An 18227-nucleotide genomic window follows, 5' to 3' on the forward strand; every position below is an offset into this window, starting at 1 on the left:
CCACCGAAGGTGCCGTCTCCCCGTGTCGGGCCGGTGTCCGGCAACCTCAGTAGCTGTCGTAGCCGGGTCGGCCGGTCGGCCGGTAGACACCGACCACGGTGCCGCCCTTCGTCGTCGAGACGCTGACCGGCTCCAGCGCCGTGGGGATCGCGCCCCCGGCGAACAGCCGCTTGCCCGTGCCGATGATCACCGGGTGGATGGTCAGCCGGTACTCGTCGACCAGGCCGTGCCGCATGAGGGTCTGGGCGAGGTCGCCGCTGCCGACGACGTTGATGTCGCCGCCGTCGGACGCCTTCAGTGCCCGTACGGCGTCGACGGTGTCGCCCTCCAGGAGCGTGGAGTTCTGCCACCGGACGGACGTCAGGGTCCGGGACGCCACGTACTTGTGCATGCCGTTCATCCGCTCGGTGAACGGGTTGCCGGGATCGGCCGTCGGCCAGTACGACGCGAAGATCTCGTACGTCTTGCGCCCCAGCAGCATCGCGTCGGAGCGCTCGTACCAATCGGCGACGGCCGCGCCGACCTCGTCGTCGGCCACCGGCTTCTGCCAGCCACCGTGCGGGAAGCCGCTCTCCGCGTCCTCGTCCGGACCGCCCGGTGCCTGCATGACACCGTCGAGGGTCAGGAACGTGCAGACGATGATCTCGCGCATGGTGTGCTCCCTTCGTCCACGGGTAGACCGCACAACCGCCGCAAACTCATCGTGCCACTCCCGCGGACCGGCAGGACACCCGTGCCTTCCGTCGCTGTCGATCGGCCGGAAATCCCACTCCCACAGGCCACACCGCGCCCTAGACTGCGACCGCTCCAAGACCTGGAGATCATCGGGAGGGCGTGCAGGATGAGACGAGCACTGATCAGTGCGTGCGCGGCCGCGGTGTTGGTGGTGTCCGGTGGGACTGTCGCCACCGCTTCCGGCAGCGCTCCGCCGCGCACCACGCAGGGGCCTTGCCAGTACAGCCAGACCCCGGACGAGCCACCGGCGCGCCGTGTTCCGCTGCCGCCCGACCCGCGGCGTACCCCCGCTCGCGGCACGGTCGACCTGGCGGTTCCGACCAGTCAGGGCCCGCTTCCGCTGAGCTTGGACCGGGCCAAGGCGCCGTGCACCGTCCAGAGTTTCCTGCACCTGGCGCGGCACGGCTTCTACGACCGTACGGTGTGCCACCGCCTCACGGCGTACCCGACGCTGAAGGTCCTGCAGTGCGGCGACCCGACCGGCACGGGTGAAGGCGGGCCCGGATACCGGTACAAGGACGAACTGCCGGTGGACCTGCCGCCCGCACCCACCGATCCCACGGGCGCGCGCCGGCTCTACGGCCGCGGCCTGCTGGCGATGGCCAACGCCGGCCCGAACACGAACGGTTCGCAGTTCTTCGTCGTCTACGGCGACTCCGCGCTGCGGCCGAACTACACGGTGTTCGGCACGGTCGGCCCCGCCGGTCTGGCGACACTCGACAAGGTCGCCGCCGGAGGCATCGAGCCGACGGCGGAGAACCCGGCACCGGTCGACGGCACACCCGCCCTGCGGACCGAGTTGCTCGACGTCCGGCTGTCCTGGGCGCATTGACGCACGCACCGCGTTGACGCACCGCGCCACCGCCGTGTCCCCGCCCGGTCCGTCCGACTCCGGTCCGAGCGCCCGCCTCGCGTGATCCGCTCGCGAGGCGGGCCGCCTCCGGAGGAGGGTGATCAGGACACGCGCTTGAGGGTCCAGGCGTTGTTGTTGAAACCGGAGTTGGGCCAGGCGACACAGGAGCTGGAGTAGTACGAGGCGGTCTGGACCCAGCCCGCCGGGTAGTACGCGGACCCGCAGGCTTCGACGACGGTGCCTATGGGGAGGCCGGTGAGCTGCTTGATCTGCTTGATGTTCGGGTTGAAGTTCTGGGTGCCGCAGCTCGCGCTGTACCCCCAGCTGACGTCGACGTAGCCGCTCGGGGTGGCGGTGCTCGCGCAGGTGGTCGTCACGTCACCGGGAGCCGCCTGGGCGGGCGCGCCGGCGAGGGCGACCGTCGCGGCGGCGGCGAGCAGCACGGTGGTGGTGCGGAAGCGGGTCACGGTGGACTCCTTGGTCCGGAAACGATCAGCGGAAAACGACAGCCCGTTTCTACGGTGTGTGCGCGCCCCGTAACAGCCTGTTTCCGGTCTCAGGGATCAGGCCATGACAAGTCCGGTCGTACCAGCGCGGTGGATCTCCCGCTGGGCGGGGAGCCGGGCGTCCGGCGCGGCCACCGCCCCGCTCCTCGGAGCGGCCGGACTACGTCACCCTGCTCTCCGTTTCCCCCGCCGCTCTCCGTACCCCTGCCGACGGCACCTGCGCCCGCAGCCGGTCCGGCGGATAGAACTGCCGGGCCCAGTGGCGGAACGGGCCGATCGGGCCGTCGCCGCGGGCCAGCCGGGGCGGGGACACGTACCGCTTCGTCGACCAGACCGGGAAGTCCTGGGACACGAAGGCGCAATTGCCCCGGAACATCACACCCGCCAGCAGCCGGTGTGCCGAGCCGCTCACCCAGCGGGCCAGCGGGGCAGGGAAGGCGGCCGGCTCGGCCACCTCGAAGCGGCTCGTCTGGCGCAGCTGGAAAGCGGCCGGCGCGATCATCGTGGTCGTGTACACGGCACAGGTGCGCACCCCGAACCGGGGGAGCGCCGTGCACACGTGCACCCGGCTGATCCCGTTGCCCTCCAGCGTCACCTCCAGCGGACTCGCGCCCAGCAGCGGCACCCGCTCCTCGGAGCGCACGGAGATCCGGAAGGACCGCCCCTCGAAGACCGCCGGTTCGGCCACTTCCGAAGCGCCCCAGCCGTGCAGCGGCGTGAAGTGCCCGATGTCCACGGTGTTCTCGACCACGTCCTGGCTGTGCCCCGCCATCTCCCACGCCGCCTGCCGCGGCGCCCGCGCCCCGAGCGTGTGCCAGGGCGTGAGCTCCCAGTCCGGCGCCCGCCCGTCGTGGTGCCGCCACACGAAGACGGCGCCGTCGACCTCGCGCACCGGCAGCAGGGTGAGGTCCGAGGACGGCGGCGGGGGCGTGCCGTACCCCGTCCGCGTGCAGGCGCCGTCCGGGCCGAAGGCGAAGCGGTGGAAGGGGCACAGCAGCTCGTCGCCCTCCATCGCGCCGAGCCCGAGGTGCGCCCCCAGGTGCGGGCAGTACGGGCGGACCGCCCGCACGTCGCCGTCGCGGAGCCGGTAGAGCACCACGTCCTCGCCCTGGAGCGGCCGGGTGAGCAGCGCCCCCCGGACCACCTCCGAGGAGAACGCCACCGAGAACCAGCCGTCGGGGTACGGCAGGACCGGCTCGTGCGCGTCGGCCGGGCTCGGGCCCTCCGTGAGCGCCCGGGTGTGGCCGCGCCTCACAGCTCGACCAGCACCTTGCCGAAGGACGCCGCGCGGTCGGTGTACAGACTGCGGTAGGCGGCGGGGATGGAGTCGAAGCCGCGGTGCACGGTCTGCTGGTAGCGGATCTCGCCGGCGCGCACCAGCGGCGCCAGCTCGGCGTGCAGCGCCGCCCAGTTGTCCTCGGTGAACCACTCCAGCGCGAAGATCCCGCGGATCGTCGTGCGCGGGAACATGATGTACGGCAGCAGCCGGGGCCCGGTCCACTCGCCGCCGACCTGGCTCGACCACTGCCAGCACACCGCGACCCGGCTGTCCACGGTGAGCATCGTGAAGACGGTGTCGGTCATGACCCCGCCGAGGTTGTCGAAGTACCGGTCCACACCGCCGGGAGCCGCCTTCGCCAGGTCCTCGCGGAGCTGCGCCGGGTCCCCGCCGTGCTGGAAGACGACGACGGCGTCGAAGCCGAGCGCCGTCAGCGGCGCCGCCTTCTCCGGCGAACCGGTCGTGCCCACCACCCGCGCGCCCGCCCGCTTCGCCAGCTGCCCGACCAGCGTGCCGATCGCGCCGGACGCGCCGCTGATCAGGACCGTGTCGCCGGGCCGTACGGACAGGAAGGTGGTGAGGGTGCCCCACGCGGTCATCCCGGCGCCGCCGAGGATGCTGAGCGCGGTGCTCAGCGGCAGCGCCTCGTCGTAGTGGGCCGTGTCCAGCTTTCGGTACGCGGGAAAGACCATCGGGAAGGTGCCGGTCTGCCACAGCGCCTCGGCGCCGTTGCTGACCAGGTGGGTGCGCCAGCCGCCGAAGCCCTGCACGAGGTCCCCGACGCCGAACATCGCCTTCGGTCCGGCCGCCAGCACCTCCATGATCGAGTCGGCGCCCATGTGGTCGCCCACCGGGGTGTCCAGGGCGATCCCCTGGAGGTACGGGTCGACGGAGACGTACCGCGTGCGCAGCAGCATCTCGTCCTCGGCCAGTGCGGTGTCGAGCTCCTCCACCACCTTGACGTACATCCGGTCCACGTCCGGCACGCCGTCGTTGTGCTCGCTGACGATCCACTTCTCGGTCTTCACGGGGTCGCTCCTGCGGGTTCGATGAGTTGGACGGGGAGAGGGGCGCTGTCGTCGACGGAGGCGGTGAACGGCCGCCCGTCGTCGCGGCAGACGAAGTGCATGACGTGCCGTCCCGAGGCCGCGGCCCGGATCAGGCCGCCGGTGGTGGCCCAGACGCCGGACAGATAGAAGTCCGCGAGCCCCGGCAGTCCCGGGCCGTGCCGCTTGACCTCCTTCTCCACGGTCTCGCCGCTGTCCACGAACGGCTGCCAGCCGAGCACGGTGCCGTCGTAGTTGCCGGTGTAGCGGACCTGGGTGAGCGGGGTGGAGACGTCCCGCACCACGATCGCGTCCCGCAGCCCGGGGTGCCGCGCGTCGAGGAAGTCCACGATCGTGTCCCGCACCTGCCGTTTGGCCCGCTGGTACGCGCGTCCGCGCCCGACCGGCAGCGTGTGCAGCTCCTCGCCCCGGCGGATCCGGGTGGACCACTCCGGACCGGTGCTCAGCTCCCGCCACGGCGCGATGTCGCAGAAGTACGTGGCGTACACCACGGAGGTGCCCGGCGGTGACAGCTCCGGGTAGTGGCGGCTGCGGAACTGCACGTTGACGCTGGGGTGCCGGATGCCCGTGAGCCGTTCCGCGACCGCGTCCTCCAGGAGGTACGTGGTGCAGGGCTCGCCGTCCGGGAAGGGCCGGCGCAGCCCCAGGAAGACCGTCAGGTAGCCGGGGAAGACCATGCCGGGTTCCGCGATGGTCCGGGTGTACAACTCCCGGTAGGTGTCGGTGAGATAGCGGCCCTTCAGCAGGTCGAGGAGGGTGGTGCGCCCGTCGCAGGCGGAGACCACGATGTCCGCCCGCAGCTCCGTGCCGTCGCTCAGCCGGACCCCGGCCGCCCGGTCGTTCTCCACCAGGATCTCCACGACCCTGGCGTTGTACGTGACCTCGCCGCCGAGCCCCCGGTAGCGCTCCTCGACCGAGCGGGCCAGGCCCAGTGAGCCGCCCTCGGGGACACCGGCCGAGGCGTCGGCGTGCGCCGCGAGCTGGAAGTAGAACGGCAGCACGGGGAAGTTGGGATGCTTCTCGTACAGGATGAAGTTGAACGCCTCGCGCAGCAGCGGGTCCTCGAAGCGCTCCGAGTAGTCCCGCATCAGCGTGCCGATGGAGCGCCGGATCACGTTGAAGTAGGGGACGAAGGACGCCAGCATCCGCCAGCGCTCCAGGCGGCCCATGAGCCCGACAGGGGTGAGGAAGGGGTAGCGGGCCAGCGCCTTGCGGAAGGTCCGCAGTCCGGCGCAGAAGTCGCGGATCACCCGGGCGTCGCCGGGGGAGAGGGCGAGCAGGTGCGCTTCGAGACGGTCCGGGTCGGAGTAGAAGCGGACCGCCCGTCCGTCCCGGCCGCGCACCGTGTTGAACACGTCGAAGTTGCGCATCCGCTTGCCCTGGAGCGCGCCGAGCTCCAGCCAGATCTGGTGCATCTCGTTGCCCGGCCCGCTGCCGAGCAGCCAGCTCACGCAGCAGTCGAGGGTGAAGTCGCCCCGGTCCCAGGCCGTGCAGGAGCCGCCCGGGATCTCGTGCATCTCCAGCACCCGGCTGCGATAGCCGTTCATCTGGGCGTAGCAGCCGGTGGAGAGCCCGCCGAGCCCTCCGCCGACGATCAGCATGGTCCTTCTGGTCATTCGGCCACCGCCGCCTTCCAGGTGTCGCCCCGCGGTTCGAGTCGTGGCAGCCGGCCCAGCTTCCCGGGATGCCACGGCCCGGCACCCTCGCTGGGCCAGGCACGGAACTCCCGGCCCAGCTCGTCGCACAGGAACTGGACCGCGTACCGGCCGCTGGTCGCGGCCCGGATCAGGCCGCCCATCCCGGTCCACTGACCGGCCATCGAGAAGCCGCTGAGCCCCGGCAGCCGCATCCGGTCCCGGTTCACCAGCGCTGTCGACACGTCGTCGGCCTCGGAGAACGCCTTCCAGGCCAGGATGCTGCCGTAGGTGTTGCCGGTGTACCGCTCCGTCGTCGCCGGTGTCGCCACGTCCACCAGCTCGATCCGCTCCTCGATGCCCGGATGACGCTCGGCCAGGAAGCCCCGCAGGAAGTCGACGACCTTCTGCTTGCGCTCCCGGTACGCCCGCCGGTCCGCCTTCCGCAGCTCCTGCCAGGACCGGTGGTCGGTGAAGTACGTGCAGTGCAGCACCGACTTCCCGGCCGGCGCGAAGCCCTCGGCGTAGTCGGACCGCCGCTGCACCACCAGACTGTGCTGGAGGCTTCCCGGCAGCGCCGCGCCCCGCTCCGGCCCGAGGAGGTACGTGGTGCTGTGCGGCTCACCGGCGGGCAGCGGGCCGTCGATCCCGACGAACGCGGAGACCACCGCCGGGTACAGGTTGTCCGGCCGGTCCAGCAGCTCCTTGTACAGCAGCTCGGTGCGCGGGCTGCTCCACCGCCCCTCCAGCAGCCGGTCCAGCACCGTCGGCCCGTCACAGGCGGCGATCACGTGGTCGGCGAAGTGCTCCTGCCCGTCCCGCAGGCGTACGCCGACCGCCCGCCCGTCCTCGACGAGGATCCGCTCCACCCGGGCGCGGTAGCCGATGTGCCCGCCGAGCCCCGTGTACCGCTCCTCCACCGACCGGGCCAGGCCCAGCGAACCGCCCTCCGGGAAGCCCGCGTTGCCGTTGGAGGCGCAGGACATCGTGAAGAGGAAGGGGAGCAGCGGGAAGCCGGTCAGCTCCTGGAGGAACACGTTCGGGAACGCCCGGCGCAGCAGCGGGTCCTCGAAGCGGTCCGCGAACCGGCGCATCGGCGTGGCGGCCGTGCGCCAGTACAGCCGGAACGCCGGCAGGATCGCGAGCAGCGTCCGCGCCTTCTCCGCCGGGGACTTCAGCGGCGGCGGCTTCAGCTCCCAGTGCGGGCCGCGCTCCGCGAAGCGCCTGAGGTCCCGGCAGAACGCCCGGATCAGGCGCGCGTCACCGGGCGAGAGCCCCAGCAGGTGCTCCTGGAGCCGGTCCGGGTCGTTGTAGAAGGTGACGGACCGGCCGTCCTCGGTCACCACCCGGTTGAACTGGTCGAACAGGGTGATCCGCTTCCCGTCCAGCGCCCCGAGCTCGCGCCACACCTCGTGCGCCCCGGTCCCGGGTGCCGTGCCGATCAGCCAGTCGATGCAGTAGTCGAAGAGGTAGCCCTGCCGGGCCCAGGCGGTGCAGCAGCCCCCCGGCAGCACGTGCTTCTCGAAGATCCGGCTCTCCAGCCCGCTCATCTGCGCGTAGCAGCCGGCGGCCAGACCCGACATGCCCGCGCCGATGACGATCACCCGTGGCCGCCCGCCGGGAGGCCGGGCCTCCCAGCGGGGCCCGCCGTCACGCACGCCCATCCGCGGTACCTCCCGCCAGCAGCGCCCGGACCAGCTCCGCGTTCCCGTCGAGGAACGAGCCGTCGAGCATCTCGGCGTGCCGCCCGTGCCCCTTGAGCACGGTGCACCCGGCGGCGGTGACGCCGTGCCAGCCGCCGGGTTCGTCCGCGGCGAAGCGGAGCAGCTTGTCCTGGTCGGAGATCACCGCGATCGGCGCGCCGAGCAGACCGAGCGACGGGTGGGCACCGCAGTGCGCCAGGTACTCGCGGGCCTGCTCCACGGTCTCCCGGGCGACGATCTCGGAACCTGTGTGCCGCCGCAGGTGCTCCGCGAGCTCCGCCTCGAACTCGGTGAGGTGCTCCTCGCCGAGGGCGACGGCCTCGGCGATCCGGTACGAGTCCATGACCAGCACGAGCTCCACCACCCTGCCCCGCCGCTCCAGCTCCCCGGCGATCTCGAACGCGAGGTTGCCGCCGAGGGAGTAGCCGAACAGCGTGTACGGCCCGCCCGGGTGCAGCTCCTCGGCCAGATCCGCGTAACGGGCCGCCTTGTCCGGACCCGACAGGTAGTTGAACGCCGCGAAGCGGTGCTCGGGCAGCCGCGCCGCGAGCTGCCGGTACACCAGCCCGTGCCCGCCCGCCGGCGGCAGGCAGAACACCGTCGCCGCCGGGTCCGCGGCCGGGTTGAACCACAGGTACGGCTCGGCGCCGGGCAGGCGCCCGGTGACGACGTCCTCCAGGGTGCGGGCCATGCCGTGCAGGGTGCTGGTCTGGAACAGCCGCCCGACCGGCACGGACGCGTTGAACTCGGTCCGCAGGTGGTGGATCAGTTCGATCAGCTTGATCGAACTTCCGCCCGCCTCGAAGAAGTCGTCCCGCAGCCCCGGCCGCTCCAGCCCGAGCAGCGACCGCCAGTGCGTCGCCATCCGCGTCTCGTACAGCGTCACCGGCGGCTCGTGCCGCTCCGGCCCCGCCTCCGCGCGCGGCTCCGGCAGCGCGCCCGGATCGACCTTGCCGTTCGCGGTCAGCGGCAGCGCCGACAACTCCGTGAAGTACGCCGGGATCAGATACGTCGGCAACTGCTCCGCGAGGTGGCGGCGCAGCTCCCGGGCGTCGGCCACCGCGCCCGGCGCGGGCACGCAGTAGGCGCACAGCACGTTCTCGCCCGTCTCGTCCCGCCGTACCGTCACGCACACCTGCGCCAGCTCGGGCCGGGCGGCCAGCCGCGCCTCGACCTCCCCGGTCTCCACCCGGTGGCCGCGCACCTTCACCTGCCCGTCGGCCCGCCCGAGGAGGTGCAGCACCCCTTCCGCGTCCCAGTGCCCGAGGTCCCCCGTCCGGTACAGCCGTACGGGTTCGCCGCCCGGTTCGAGGGCCACGAACCGTTCGGGCGTCCGCTCCGGCTCGTTCGGGTGGTGGTCGGCGACGCCCGCGCCGCCGATCCACAGCTCACCGGCCACCCCCGGCGGCACCGGTTCGCCGTGCCGGTCGAGGACGTACAGCTCGCTGTTGGGCAAGGGCCGGCCGATCGGCACCATCCGGCCCGGCTCCAGCCCCTCGGCCTCCCCCTCGTAGTAGGCGCTGTCGATGGTGGCCTCGGTCAGCCCGTACGAGTTGACCACCCGGGTGTCCGGCCCGCACAGCGCGAGGAGCCTCCGGTGCTCGCCCACCCGCCAGGCGTCCGAACCGATGATCACCAGGCGCATGAACTCCAGGCCCAGCCCCTCCCGCTCGCAGTGCGCCAGCAGCCCGCGCGCCACCGACGGCACGAACTCGCCGCAGTCCACGCCCTCCGCGCGCATGGTCCGGTAGAGCCGCGCGGTGTCGAAGAGGAGGTCCCGGTCGACGAGGACCAGGGTCCCGCCCGAGCACAGCGCCCGGACCAGGTCCCCGGTGAACACGTCGAACGAGACGCCCGCCATCTGCAGGTGCACCCGTACGTCGGTGTCCAGCCGGTACTCCTGCTGCCAGGCGACGAACACCGAGGCAAGGTTGCGGTGGCTGACCCGCACCGCCTTGGGGCGGCCGGTGGAACCCGAGGTGTGGATCACGTAGGCCGTCTGGTCGAGGCCCACGGCAGGCTCCGGCAGCTCCTCGGCCCTCGGGAGGTCCAGCTCGTCGAGGGTGACCGTCCGTCCCGGCAGCCGGGCCGCCTCGCCCGGCCGCCCGTCGGTCAGGACCAGCGCGGCCCCGGCGTTCTCCATCCGCTCGGCCAGCCGTTCCGCCGGGTGGTCGGGGTCCAGCGGCAGGTACGCGCCCCCGGCCCGCAACACCGCGAGCAGCGCGATCACCAGCTCCGGCGACTTCGCGAGACGCACCGCCACGACCGTCCCGACGCCGACGCCGCGTTCACGCAGCGAGGCCGCCACGCGCCGCGAGCGCTGGTCCAGCTCCCGGTAGCCGAGTCGCCGCCCGCCCGGTACGGAGACCGCGACCGCCTCGGGGAACTGCGCGGCGATCTTCCCGATCAGCTCGTGCACCGGCACGTCGTGGTCGATCCGCCGGCCGACGCCGCCGAACCCGGTGACGATCCGCTCCCGTTCGCCGGCCTCCAGCATCGGCAGCCGTCCCGCCGGACGCCCGCCCTCCGCGCGGGTCAGGCCGTCGAGGAGGGTCCGGTAGTGCGCGGCCATCCGGCGCACCGTCGCCGCGTCGAACAGGTCGGTGTTGTACTTCAGCACGCAGTGGAAGCGCCCGTCGGAACGGTCCTCGTACGCGGAGAGCGTGACGTCGAACTGCCCCTCCTCCTCGGGGAGTTCGACGTAATCCAGCGCGTAGCCGAATCGCTCCACGGTCACGTTGTGGGTGAGCAGGATGAACATCGCCTGGAAGACCGCCGAGCGGCTCGGGTCGTGCTGGAGGCCCAGCTGCTCCACGAGCAGCACGAACGGGTACTCCTGGTTGTCGAGGCCCCCGAGGACCGTGTCCCGCACCCGGCCCAGTAGTTCGGCCACCGACGGCTCCGCGGCCAGGCTCACGTGCAGCGGCAGCGGATTGACGAAGTAGCCGTAGACGGAGGCGAACTCCTCTTCGGTGCGCCCGGTGACGGGGCTGCCGACCACGATCTCGTCCTGCCCCGACCAGCGGTGCAGCAGCAGGTAGTACGCGGTGAGCAGCACCGTGTACACGGTGACGTTGTGCTCCCGGGCCAGCGCGTGCACCCGGGCGCTGAGCTCGTGGTCGAGCTGGAAGAACTCGGAGGCGCCGTTGTCGGTCTGCACCGGCGGGCGCGGCCGGTCGGTGGGCAGTTCGAGCGCCGGGACCTCCCGCGGCAGGTGCCCCCGCCAGTACTCCAGCATCCGCCGCGCCTCGGGCCCGGCCAGGAAGCGGTTCTGCCGGTTGAGGAAGTCCAGGTAGCGGGCCGGGACCGGCGCCAGCTCCGCCGGCCGGCCGGTGCGCAGCCCGTGGTAGACCTCGAACAGCTCCTCGATGAAGGTGAAGGTGGAGATCGCGTCCGAGACGATGTGGTGGACGGCCTTCATCAGCAGCCAGCGGTCCGGGGCCAGCCGGAACAGCCGCAGCCGCACCAGGGGGTCCCGCGCCAGGTCGTACGGCCTGCGGTACTCCGCCACCAGTCGGGAGCGGACCTCGTCCCAGGGCAGCCCGGACACATCGAGAAGACCGGTGTCGGCGACGGCCTCGGGCCGCACCCGCTGGACCGGACGGCCGTCCTCGGCCGTGATGTTGACGCGCAGGCTCGGATGCCGGGCGATCAGCGTCCGGAAGGCCTCGAACAACAGGTCCGGGTCGAGCTCCGCACGCACCTCCACCGCGCCGCCGATGTTGTACGCGAAGCCGTCCGGGTTGAGCTGCCGGAGGAACCACAGGGCCTGCTGGTTGTGGGTGAGCGGGTAGCACGCCTCGTCGGTGAACGGCTCCACCGCCGTCTCCGCCACCGGACCACCGGCCGCCGCGAGCTCGGTCAGCCCCGCGTGCAGCCGCTCGGTCAGCTCGCTCACCGGCCCGTTGCTGAGCAGTGCCACCACCGGCAGCGAGACGCCCAGCTCGGCGTGGACCCGGGCCCGCAGCTCCATCGCGAGCAGCGAGTCCAGACCGAGCGAGCCGAGCCGGGCGTCCGCGTCGACCAGCTCCGGCCGGACCCGCAGCACACCCGCCGCGAGGGCCGCGAACCGCTCGGTCACCAGCGCCCTGCGCGCCGGCTCGTCGGCGGCGCGGAACGCGTCGAGCGGACTGCCGCCCCGCCCCGCCGGGACCTCCCGGGCCGCCGCTGCGGCCAGCGCCGACACCAGCGGCGGCGGGGTGGGGTACCAGGACAGGAACACCGGCCAGTCCACCACCGTGGCCACCAGCAACTGGGCCCGGTCCTGCCCGATCACCCGCTCCAGGACCGCCATGCCCGCCTCCGGCGCCAGCGAGCTCATCCCCCGCGCGTCCCGGTAGTGGGCGACCAGCCCCAGCTCCTCGATCATGCCGGTGGCCCACGGCCCCCAGTCCAGGCTGAGCGCCGGCAGACCCCGTGCCCGGCGGTGATGGGCGAGCGCGTCAAGGAACGCGTTCCCGGCCGCGTAGTTGACCTGACCGGCCGTGGTCAGCAGCGACGCGACCGACGCGAACAGCACGAAGTGCTCGACCGGCTCCTCGCGCAGCAGCCGGTGCAGCAGGTACCCGCCGCGCACCTTCGGCGCGTAGCCCGCGTCGAAGGCCTCGCGGTCCAGCGACGGCAGCAGGACGTCCCGTACCTGCCCCGCGAGATGGAACACGCCCCGCACCGGCGGCAGACCGGCGGCCCGACGCTCGGCCAGCCAGCCCTCCATGGCCGCCGTGTCGGTCACGTCGACCGCGGCGACCCGTACCTCCGCGCCGAGCGCTTCGAGCTCGCGCAGGAACGCGACCCGCCGCCCCTCGGGGCTGCCCGGATCGAGCCCCCGCCACGCGCCGCGCTCCGGCACGCCGGTGCGGCCGAGCAGGACCAGGCGCCGGGCCCCGCGCCGTACCAGGGTGCGGCAGAGCAGCCGCCCCAGTGCCCCGAACGCGCCCGTGACCAGATAGGCGCCGTCCGCGCGCAGCCGTAGCGGCAGGGGGCGGGTCAGTCCCACGGGCGGACGCAGCCGGCTGAGGTGCCGCCGCCCGGACCGCAGCGCGATCTCGCCCTCGCCGTCCTCCGCGGTGAGCGCGCGCAGCAGCGCCTCGGCCTCGCCGGGACCCCCGGCCGGGTCGAGATCGATCAGCTTGCCGCTGTGACCGGTGAGCTCCTGCTGCCACAGCACCCGGCCGATGCCCCAGGCGGGCGCGCCGAACGGTTCCACCGGCTCGCCCGGCACCACCGCCTGGGCGCCCCGGGTGACGATGTGCAGGCGCCCCTCCGGGCACGCCTCGGGCAGCACTTGGGCGAGCGGGACGAGCGAGTAGCCGCCGAGCGTGCCGATCCCGTCGAGGTCCGCCGCGCCGACCGTGTCCAGCGGCGGCAGGTCGAGGTTCCACAGATGCACCACGGCTCCGAACCCCGGCCCGAGTTCGTCGAACAGCCTGCGCAGATCGGCCGCCGAATCCGGCCGTACGGTCACGTGCCGGGCCCCGCGCCGGTAACGGCGCCCCGGGCGGACCAGCCGGCACCGCCCGCCGCGCGCCACGACCGCCTCGGCCAGCCGCGCGCCGAGCCCGCCCTCGTCGGCGAAGACCACGAGGTCGGGCGCGGGGGAGCCGCCGGGGCCGTCCCCCGTCCCCACGGCGGTCCCGCCGTCCACCGGCGCCTCGGCGGGCGCCTCCTCCCAGACCACCTCGGCCAGCCAGCCGTCGATGGTGCCGAGCTTCACCGAGGAGGCCCCCCGGTCCACCGCCGCCGCGCGGAAGCCGCTGATCCGGCCGAGCGGCGTCCCGTCCTCGGCGTACAGGGCGAGGTCGGCGACCAGTTCCCCGGCGCTCTCCGCGGTCACCGTCGCGTGCGCCCACAGGGCCCGGTCACCGACCGCGTCCAGCCGCAGCTCCGCGATGCCGACGGGCAGCCGGATCCCGGCGGACCGGCCGTCGTCCGGCGCCGTCGCGGTGAGCACGGTCTGGAAGCAGGCGTCCAGGAGCACGGGGTGCACATGGCAGTCCGCGGCCCCGTCGCCCATGCCCGTGGTGGGCCGGATCAGCGACAGTGCCTCGCCGGGCGCCGTCCACACCTCGTCGATCGCCCGGAACGCCGGGCCGTAGTGGTAGCCGAGCGCCGCCAGCTCGCCGTAGCACGCCTCCCGGTCGAGCCGGCGCCCCGCTCGCGCCCGAACCGCGCCCGTGTCCAGCGGTTCCGCGAGCCGGCGCGGCTGCCCGGTGCGGACGACCCCGCTCGCGTGGACCGTACGGTCCGGAGCCCCGGTCCCGGAACCGGCGAGGGAGGCGATGGTGAACCCGGACTCCTCCGGCGCGAAGGCCAGCTGGACGGTCGTCGCCTCGCCGTCGGACAGGAACAGGGCCCGCGAGAACTCGACGTCGGCCAGGGTCGCCGTGTCGCCGCCGGTCAGCGCCCGGACCGCCTGCGCGGCCATCTCCAGGTACCCGGCGGCCGGGAAGACCGTGCTGTCCTCGATCCGGTGGTCGGCCAGGTACGCCAGCCGCTCGGTGTCCAGGCGGCTCTCCCAGGTCGGCTGCAGCGCGGAGGTCCGCCGGCCGAGCAGCGGGTGGTCCAGCCGGCCGAGCCTGATCTGCTCCACGGGCGCGGGCTCCACCCAGTACCGCTCCCGCTGCCACGGGTAGCCCGGCAGCGGCACCGGCCGCCCCGCGGGCTGGAGCACCGACCAGTCCACGTCGACACCCAGCGTGTACAGCTCCGCGAGGGAACGGGCGAACCGCTCGGGCTCGTCCTCCCGTCGCCGGATCGACGGCAGCGTCACCCCCTCGACGGCCCGGCCCTCCAGGCACTCCCGGATCGAGTGGCCGAGCACCGGGTGCGGTCCGATCTCCAGGAACAGCGTGTACCCGTCGTCGACGAGCCGGTCGACCGCGGCACGGAACCGGACGGGCCGCCGGACGTTCTCCCACCAGTACGCGGCGTCCAGCTCCGGCCCCAGCGCACGTCCTTCGCGGGCGGTGAGGTACAGCGGGAGACCGGCGGCGCGCGGCGCGATCCCGGCCAGCGCCTCGTGCAGCTCGGCCTCGATCGGGTCCATCCGCACGCTGTGATAGGGCACTTCGACGTCGAGGAACCGGGCGAAGACCTGCTCCCGCTCCAGCCGCCCGGCGAGCTCCCCGAGGGTGTCCCGGTCCCCGGACAGCGTGACCGACGCCGGGCTGTTCACGGCGGCGACCGACACCCGGTCCCGGTACGGGCGGACCAGCTGCTCGGCCTCTTCCTCGGACAGGTTCGCCGCCAGCATCGCGCCGGTTCCCGCGAGCCGGTGCTGGAGGGCGCTGCGCGCCAGCGCGATCCGGACGGCGTCCTCCAGGCCGTACACCCCGGCCAGGTGGAAGGCGGCGATCTCGCCGGTGCTGTGCCCGACGACGGCGTCCGGCCGTACCCCGTGGTGCTTCCACAGCGCCGCGAGCCCCGCCTGGACGGCGAAGTTGGCGGGCTGGGCCAGCCAGGTCTCGGCCATCCGGGACTCCGCCTCGGGCCGGGTCAGCTCGTCGAGCAGCGACCAGCCCGCCTGGCGCCGGACCTCCGCGTCGCAGCGCTCGACCGCCTCCCGGAACACGGGCTCGGAGTCGAGGAGCTCGCGCCCCATGCCCCACCACTGCGGCCCCATGCCGGTGAACACCCACACCAGCCGCCGCGCCCCGGCCTCCCGGAGACGGTTCCGCACGGCCCGGGGGTGCTGCTCCCCGTGCTCGCAGGCGGCCAGCACCTCGTCGAGGGAGCCGGGCGGGTCGAGCGGGGAGTGGACGACGGCGAGGCGCTCCTCGAAGTGCTGGCGGCGGTGGGCCAGGGTGTGCCCGACGTCCGCGAGGGACACCCCGGCGGCGAGTTCGCGGCGGACGCCCGCGGCCAGTTCGGCCGGGCCCGACGCGTGCCGGGCGCTCAGCGGGAGGACCGAGCGGGCGGGCGTCCGGGCCGTCGCGTGCGGCTCCTCCGGCGGGCGGGGCGGCGCCTCCTCCAGCAGGACGTGGGCGTTGGTGCCGCCGAAGCCGAAGGAGTTGACGCCCGCCCGCGCGGGTCCCTCGTGCTCCGGCCAGTCGACCGGCGCGGTCGGGATCTCGAAGGGCAGCGCGGCGAAGTCGATGGCGGGGTTGGGGTGTTCGAGGTTCAGGTGGGGTGGGATGCGGCGGTGCCGGAGGGCCAGCGCCGTCTTGATCAGGCCCGCGACGCCGGCGGCGGCCTCCGTGTGCCCGATGTTGGTCTTGACCGAGCCGACGTAGCACCGCGCGCCGGGCGCCCGGCCCTGCGCCAGCACCCGCCCCAGCGCCCGCGCTTCGATCGGGTCGCCGACGGGGGTGGAGGTGCCGTGCGCCTCGACGTACTGGAGGCTGCCCGGTGACACTCCCGCCTCGGCGCAGACCCGCTCGATGAGCGTGGCCTGGGCGTCGGCGCTGGGCACGGTGATGCCGTTGGTCCGCCCGTCCTGGTTCACCCCGCTGCCGATCACCACGGCGTGCACCGGATCGCCGTCGCGCAGCGCGTCCGAGAGGCGCTTGAGCGCCACGACGCCGACGCCCTCGGCCCGTACGTACCCGTCGGCGGAGGCGTCGAAGGCGCGGGAGCGTCCGTCCGGGGAGAGGAAGCCGCCCTTGGTCTCGGCGATGGTGTACTGCGGCGCGAGGTGCAGCAGGGTGCCTCCGGCCAGGGCGAGTTCGCTCTCGCCGCGCCGCAGGCTATGGCAGGCCAGGTGGACCGCGACCAGGGAGGAGCTGCACGCCGTGTCGATCGAGACGCTGGGGCCGCGGAAGTCGAGGCAGTGCGAGATGCGGTTCGAGACCATCGTCATCATCGTGCCGGTCGCGGTGTGCGCGGCCAGCGTCTCGAAGCCGAGGTCGGCGAACTGCAGGATCTTGTAGTCCAGGGTGAAGGCGCCGATGAAGACGCCGACGTCCCGCCCGGCCAGGTCGGCGGGCCGCTGCCCGCCGTCCTCCAGCGCCTCCCAGGACACCTCCAGGAGCTTGCGCTGCTGCGGGTCCATGTGCTCGGCCTCGCGCGGACTGATCCCGAAGAAGTGGGGGTCGAACTCGTCGAAGCCGTCGATGTAGCCGCCCCGCCCGCCGGTCAGCCTGCCCGGCTTGGCCCGGTCGCGGCTGCCGAGGGTCGTGGTGTCGTACCGGTCCGCCGGGGTGGGGACGAGACAGTCCCGGCCTTCGATCAGATTGCGCCAGAAGGACCGGTGGTCACCCGCGTGTCCGGGGAGCCGGCAGCCGATGCCGATGATGGCGACCTGGTCGTGGTGGGCGGAGCTGGGTGAGTCCGTCATGGTCCAATCCGGTAGGGACGACGCCGCGGTACGGGCCGGGCGGGGCGTGTGGGGGGCACGACGCCGGTACGGCGCGGTACGGGGCGGGAGGTACGCGGTACCGGGCGGGTGCGCGCGGTACGGGGGACTACGTGGTACGGGGGGACTAGGCGGTGCGGGGCGGACGGCGCACGGGGTGGAGCAGGCCGGCGAGGATCGAGCCGGTCTCCGGGAAGGAGGCGGGGTCCTTGACGCCGACGACCGCCGGGCGGCGGTCCGGTCGCCAGGTGAAGCTGCCGAAGAGGCGGTCCCAGACCGAGAGGTCCACGCCGAAGTGACCGGCCTCGGCCAGGTCGGCGCTGTGGTGCAGCCGGTGCTGCTCGGGGGTGGCCAGGACGTGGTGGAGCGGACCGAGCCGGACGTCCACGTTCGCGTGCACGAAATAGCCTTGCACAAGGGTGAAGAGCGCCACCGCGAAAAGGCAGTCGGCGGAGAATCCGAGAAATCCCAGTGTCAATTGGACGGCGCCTTGCTTGAAGGCGACATCCAGGAGGTGGTTGACGCCGTTGTTGGCGACGTTCACCTTTCCCGGGACGTGATGGATTCCGTGTACTTTCCACAGCCACCGATGGGAATGCGCCCAGCGGTGGGCGAGGTAGCCGGCCAGCGAGGAGGCCAGCAGGGCGAGGGGCACCTCGGCCCCGAGAGGGAGCCCCGGTCCCGTGACGGGGGTCGCGTCCAGAACGGCCGCGACGACCGACTTCCCGAGCACGGCGCCGGCCATGGTGAACCCGAAATACACCGCGTACCAGCACAGTTCCCGGCCGCTCGGGTGCCAGTCGGTCCGGTGCGGGATCAGCCGCTCCAGTACCGCGAGATAGACGATGGTGCCGATCAGGAAGAACTGGACGGTCAGGCCGCGGTCCCAGCCGAAGCGCAGGACCGAGGTGAAGAGCCAGACTGCGGACAGGAGCAGAATCGGGTACGCGGCATAGCGGAGGCACTCGCGGGCGGACGCGCCGATGGTCCACGAATTCGCCGGCAGCGACTCCGTATCGGGTCGATCTTCCATGCGAAGAATCTCCATCGTCCGAATGAGGAGTTCGCACAGTAGCAGCGGACGTGAGAGGCGATGAATGCGTGGACGACGCTTTTTGGACAGCTCGGAAAGGGGGCGCGCGAGGGGTACTCGTAAGA

General features: G+C 73.0%; 9 protein-coding genes. 1 reads left to right on the top strand and 8 read right to left on the bottom strand.

The window, feature by feature from the left end:
* Positions 1–46: 46 nt before the first annotated feature.
* Complete coding sequence (locus ACFC0Z_RS04190) at positions 47–652, bottom strand: dihydrofolate reductase family protein (protein WP_376432534.1); 606 nt, start codon at positions 650–652, stop codon at positions 47–49.
* A gap of 390 nt (positions 653–1042) precedes the next feature.
* Here ACFC0Z_RS04190 and ACFC0Z_RS04195 point away from each other — a divergent pair, with 390 nt between their 5' ends.
* A complete protein-coding gene (locus ACFC0Z_RS04195) occupies positions 1043–1567 on the top strand; it encodes a peptidylprolyl isomerase (RefSeq protein ID WP_376433446.1) in 525 nt (174 codons plus the stop codon).
* A 122-nt stretch (positions 1568–1689) separates the two neighbouring features.
* Here the strand turns inward: ACFC0Z_RS04195 and ACFC0Z_RS04200 are convergent, their stop codons facing one another.
* The 7 genes from ACFC0Z_RS04200 to ACFC0Z_RS04230 form a co-directional block, all read right to left on the bottom strand.
* Entirely contained in the window at positions 1690–2055 is a 366-nt protein-coding gene (locus tag ACFC0Z_RS04200) for a hypothetical protein (RefSeq protein WP_376432536.1), read from the bottom strand.
* 199 nt (positions 2056–2254) lie between these two features.
* A complete protein-coding gene (locus tag ACFC0Z_RS04205) occupies positions 2255–3349 on the bottom strand; it encodes a Rieske 2Fe-2S domain-containing protein (RefSeq protein ID WP_376432538.1) in 1095 nt (364 codons plus the stop codon).
* Positions 3346–4401: an MDR family NADP-dependent oxidoreductase gene (locus tag ACFC0Z_RS04210; RefSeq protein ID WP_376432540.1), complete on the bottom strand. Its 1056-nt coding sequence runs from the start codon at positions 4399–4401 to the stop codon at positions 3346–3348. The genes ACFC0Z_RS04205 and ACFC0Z_RS04210 overlap by 4 nt, the downstream gene beginning before the upstream one ends.
* Positions 4398–6041, bottom strand: a complete 1644-nt coding sequence (locus ACFC0Z_RS04215; RefSeq protein ID WP_376433448.1) for a phytoene desaturase family protein — start codon at positions 6039–6041, stop codon at positions 4398–4400. Before ACFC0Z_RS04215 ends, ACFC0Z_RS04210 begins: the two co-directional genes overlap by 4 nt.
* Before the next feature lie 11 nt (positions 6042–6052).
* Entirely contained in the window at positions 6053–7738 is a 1686-nt protein-coding gene (locus ACFC0Z_RS04220; RefSeq protein ID WP_376432542.1) for a phytoene desaturase family protein, read from the bottom strand.
* Positions 7725–17051 (bottom strand): amino acid adenylation domain-containing protein, encoded by a 9327-nt coding sequence (locus ACFC0Z_RS04225; RefSeq protein WP_376432544.1) that lies wholly within the window; start codon positions 17049–17051, stop codon positions 7725–7727. The genes ACFC0Z_RS04220 and ACFC0Z_RS04225 overlap by 14 nt, the downstream gene beginning before the upstream one ends.
* A 145-nt stretch (positions 17052–17196) precedes the next feature.
* Positions 17197–18102, bottom strand: a complete 906-nt coding sequence (locus ACFC0Z_RS04230) for a sterol desaturase family protein (RefSeq protein WP_376432546.1) — start codon at positions 18100–18102, stop codon at positions 17197–17199.
* Between the last annotated feature and the right edge of the window lie 125 nt (positions 18103–18227).

It is taken from the genome of Streptomyces sp. NPDC056144, from assembly GCF_042264145.1.
GTDB lineage: Bacteria > Actinomycetota > Actinomycetes > Streptomycetales > Streptomycetaceae > Streptomyces.

Excerpts from the sequence above, each read along its gene's own strand:
- ACFC0Z_RS04220 (WP_376432542.1), bottom strand. The coding sequence starts at position 7,738 with ATGGGCGTGCGTGACGGCGGGCCCCGCTGGGAGGCCCGGCCTCCCGGC.
- ACFC0Z_RS04225 (WP_376432544.1), bottom strand. The coding sequence starts at position 17,051 with ATGACGGACTCACCCAGCTCCGCCCACCACGACCAGGTCGCCATCATC.
- ACFC0Z_RS04230 (WP_376432546.1), bottom strand. The coding sequence starts at position 18,102 with ATGGAAGATCGACCCGATACGGAGTCGCTGCCGGCGAATTCGTGGACC.
- ACFC0Z_RS04190 (WP_376432534.1), bottom strand. The coding sequence starts at position 652 with ATGCGCGAGATCATCGTCTGCACGTTCCTGACCCTCGACGGTGTCATG.
- ACFC0Z_RS04215 (WP_376433448.1), bottom strand. The coding sequence starts at position 6,041 with ATGCTGATCGTCGGCGGAGGGCTCGGCGGGCTCTCCACCGGCTGCTAC.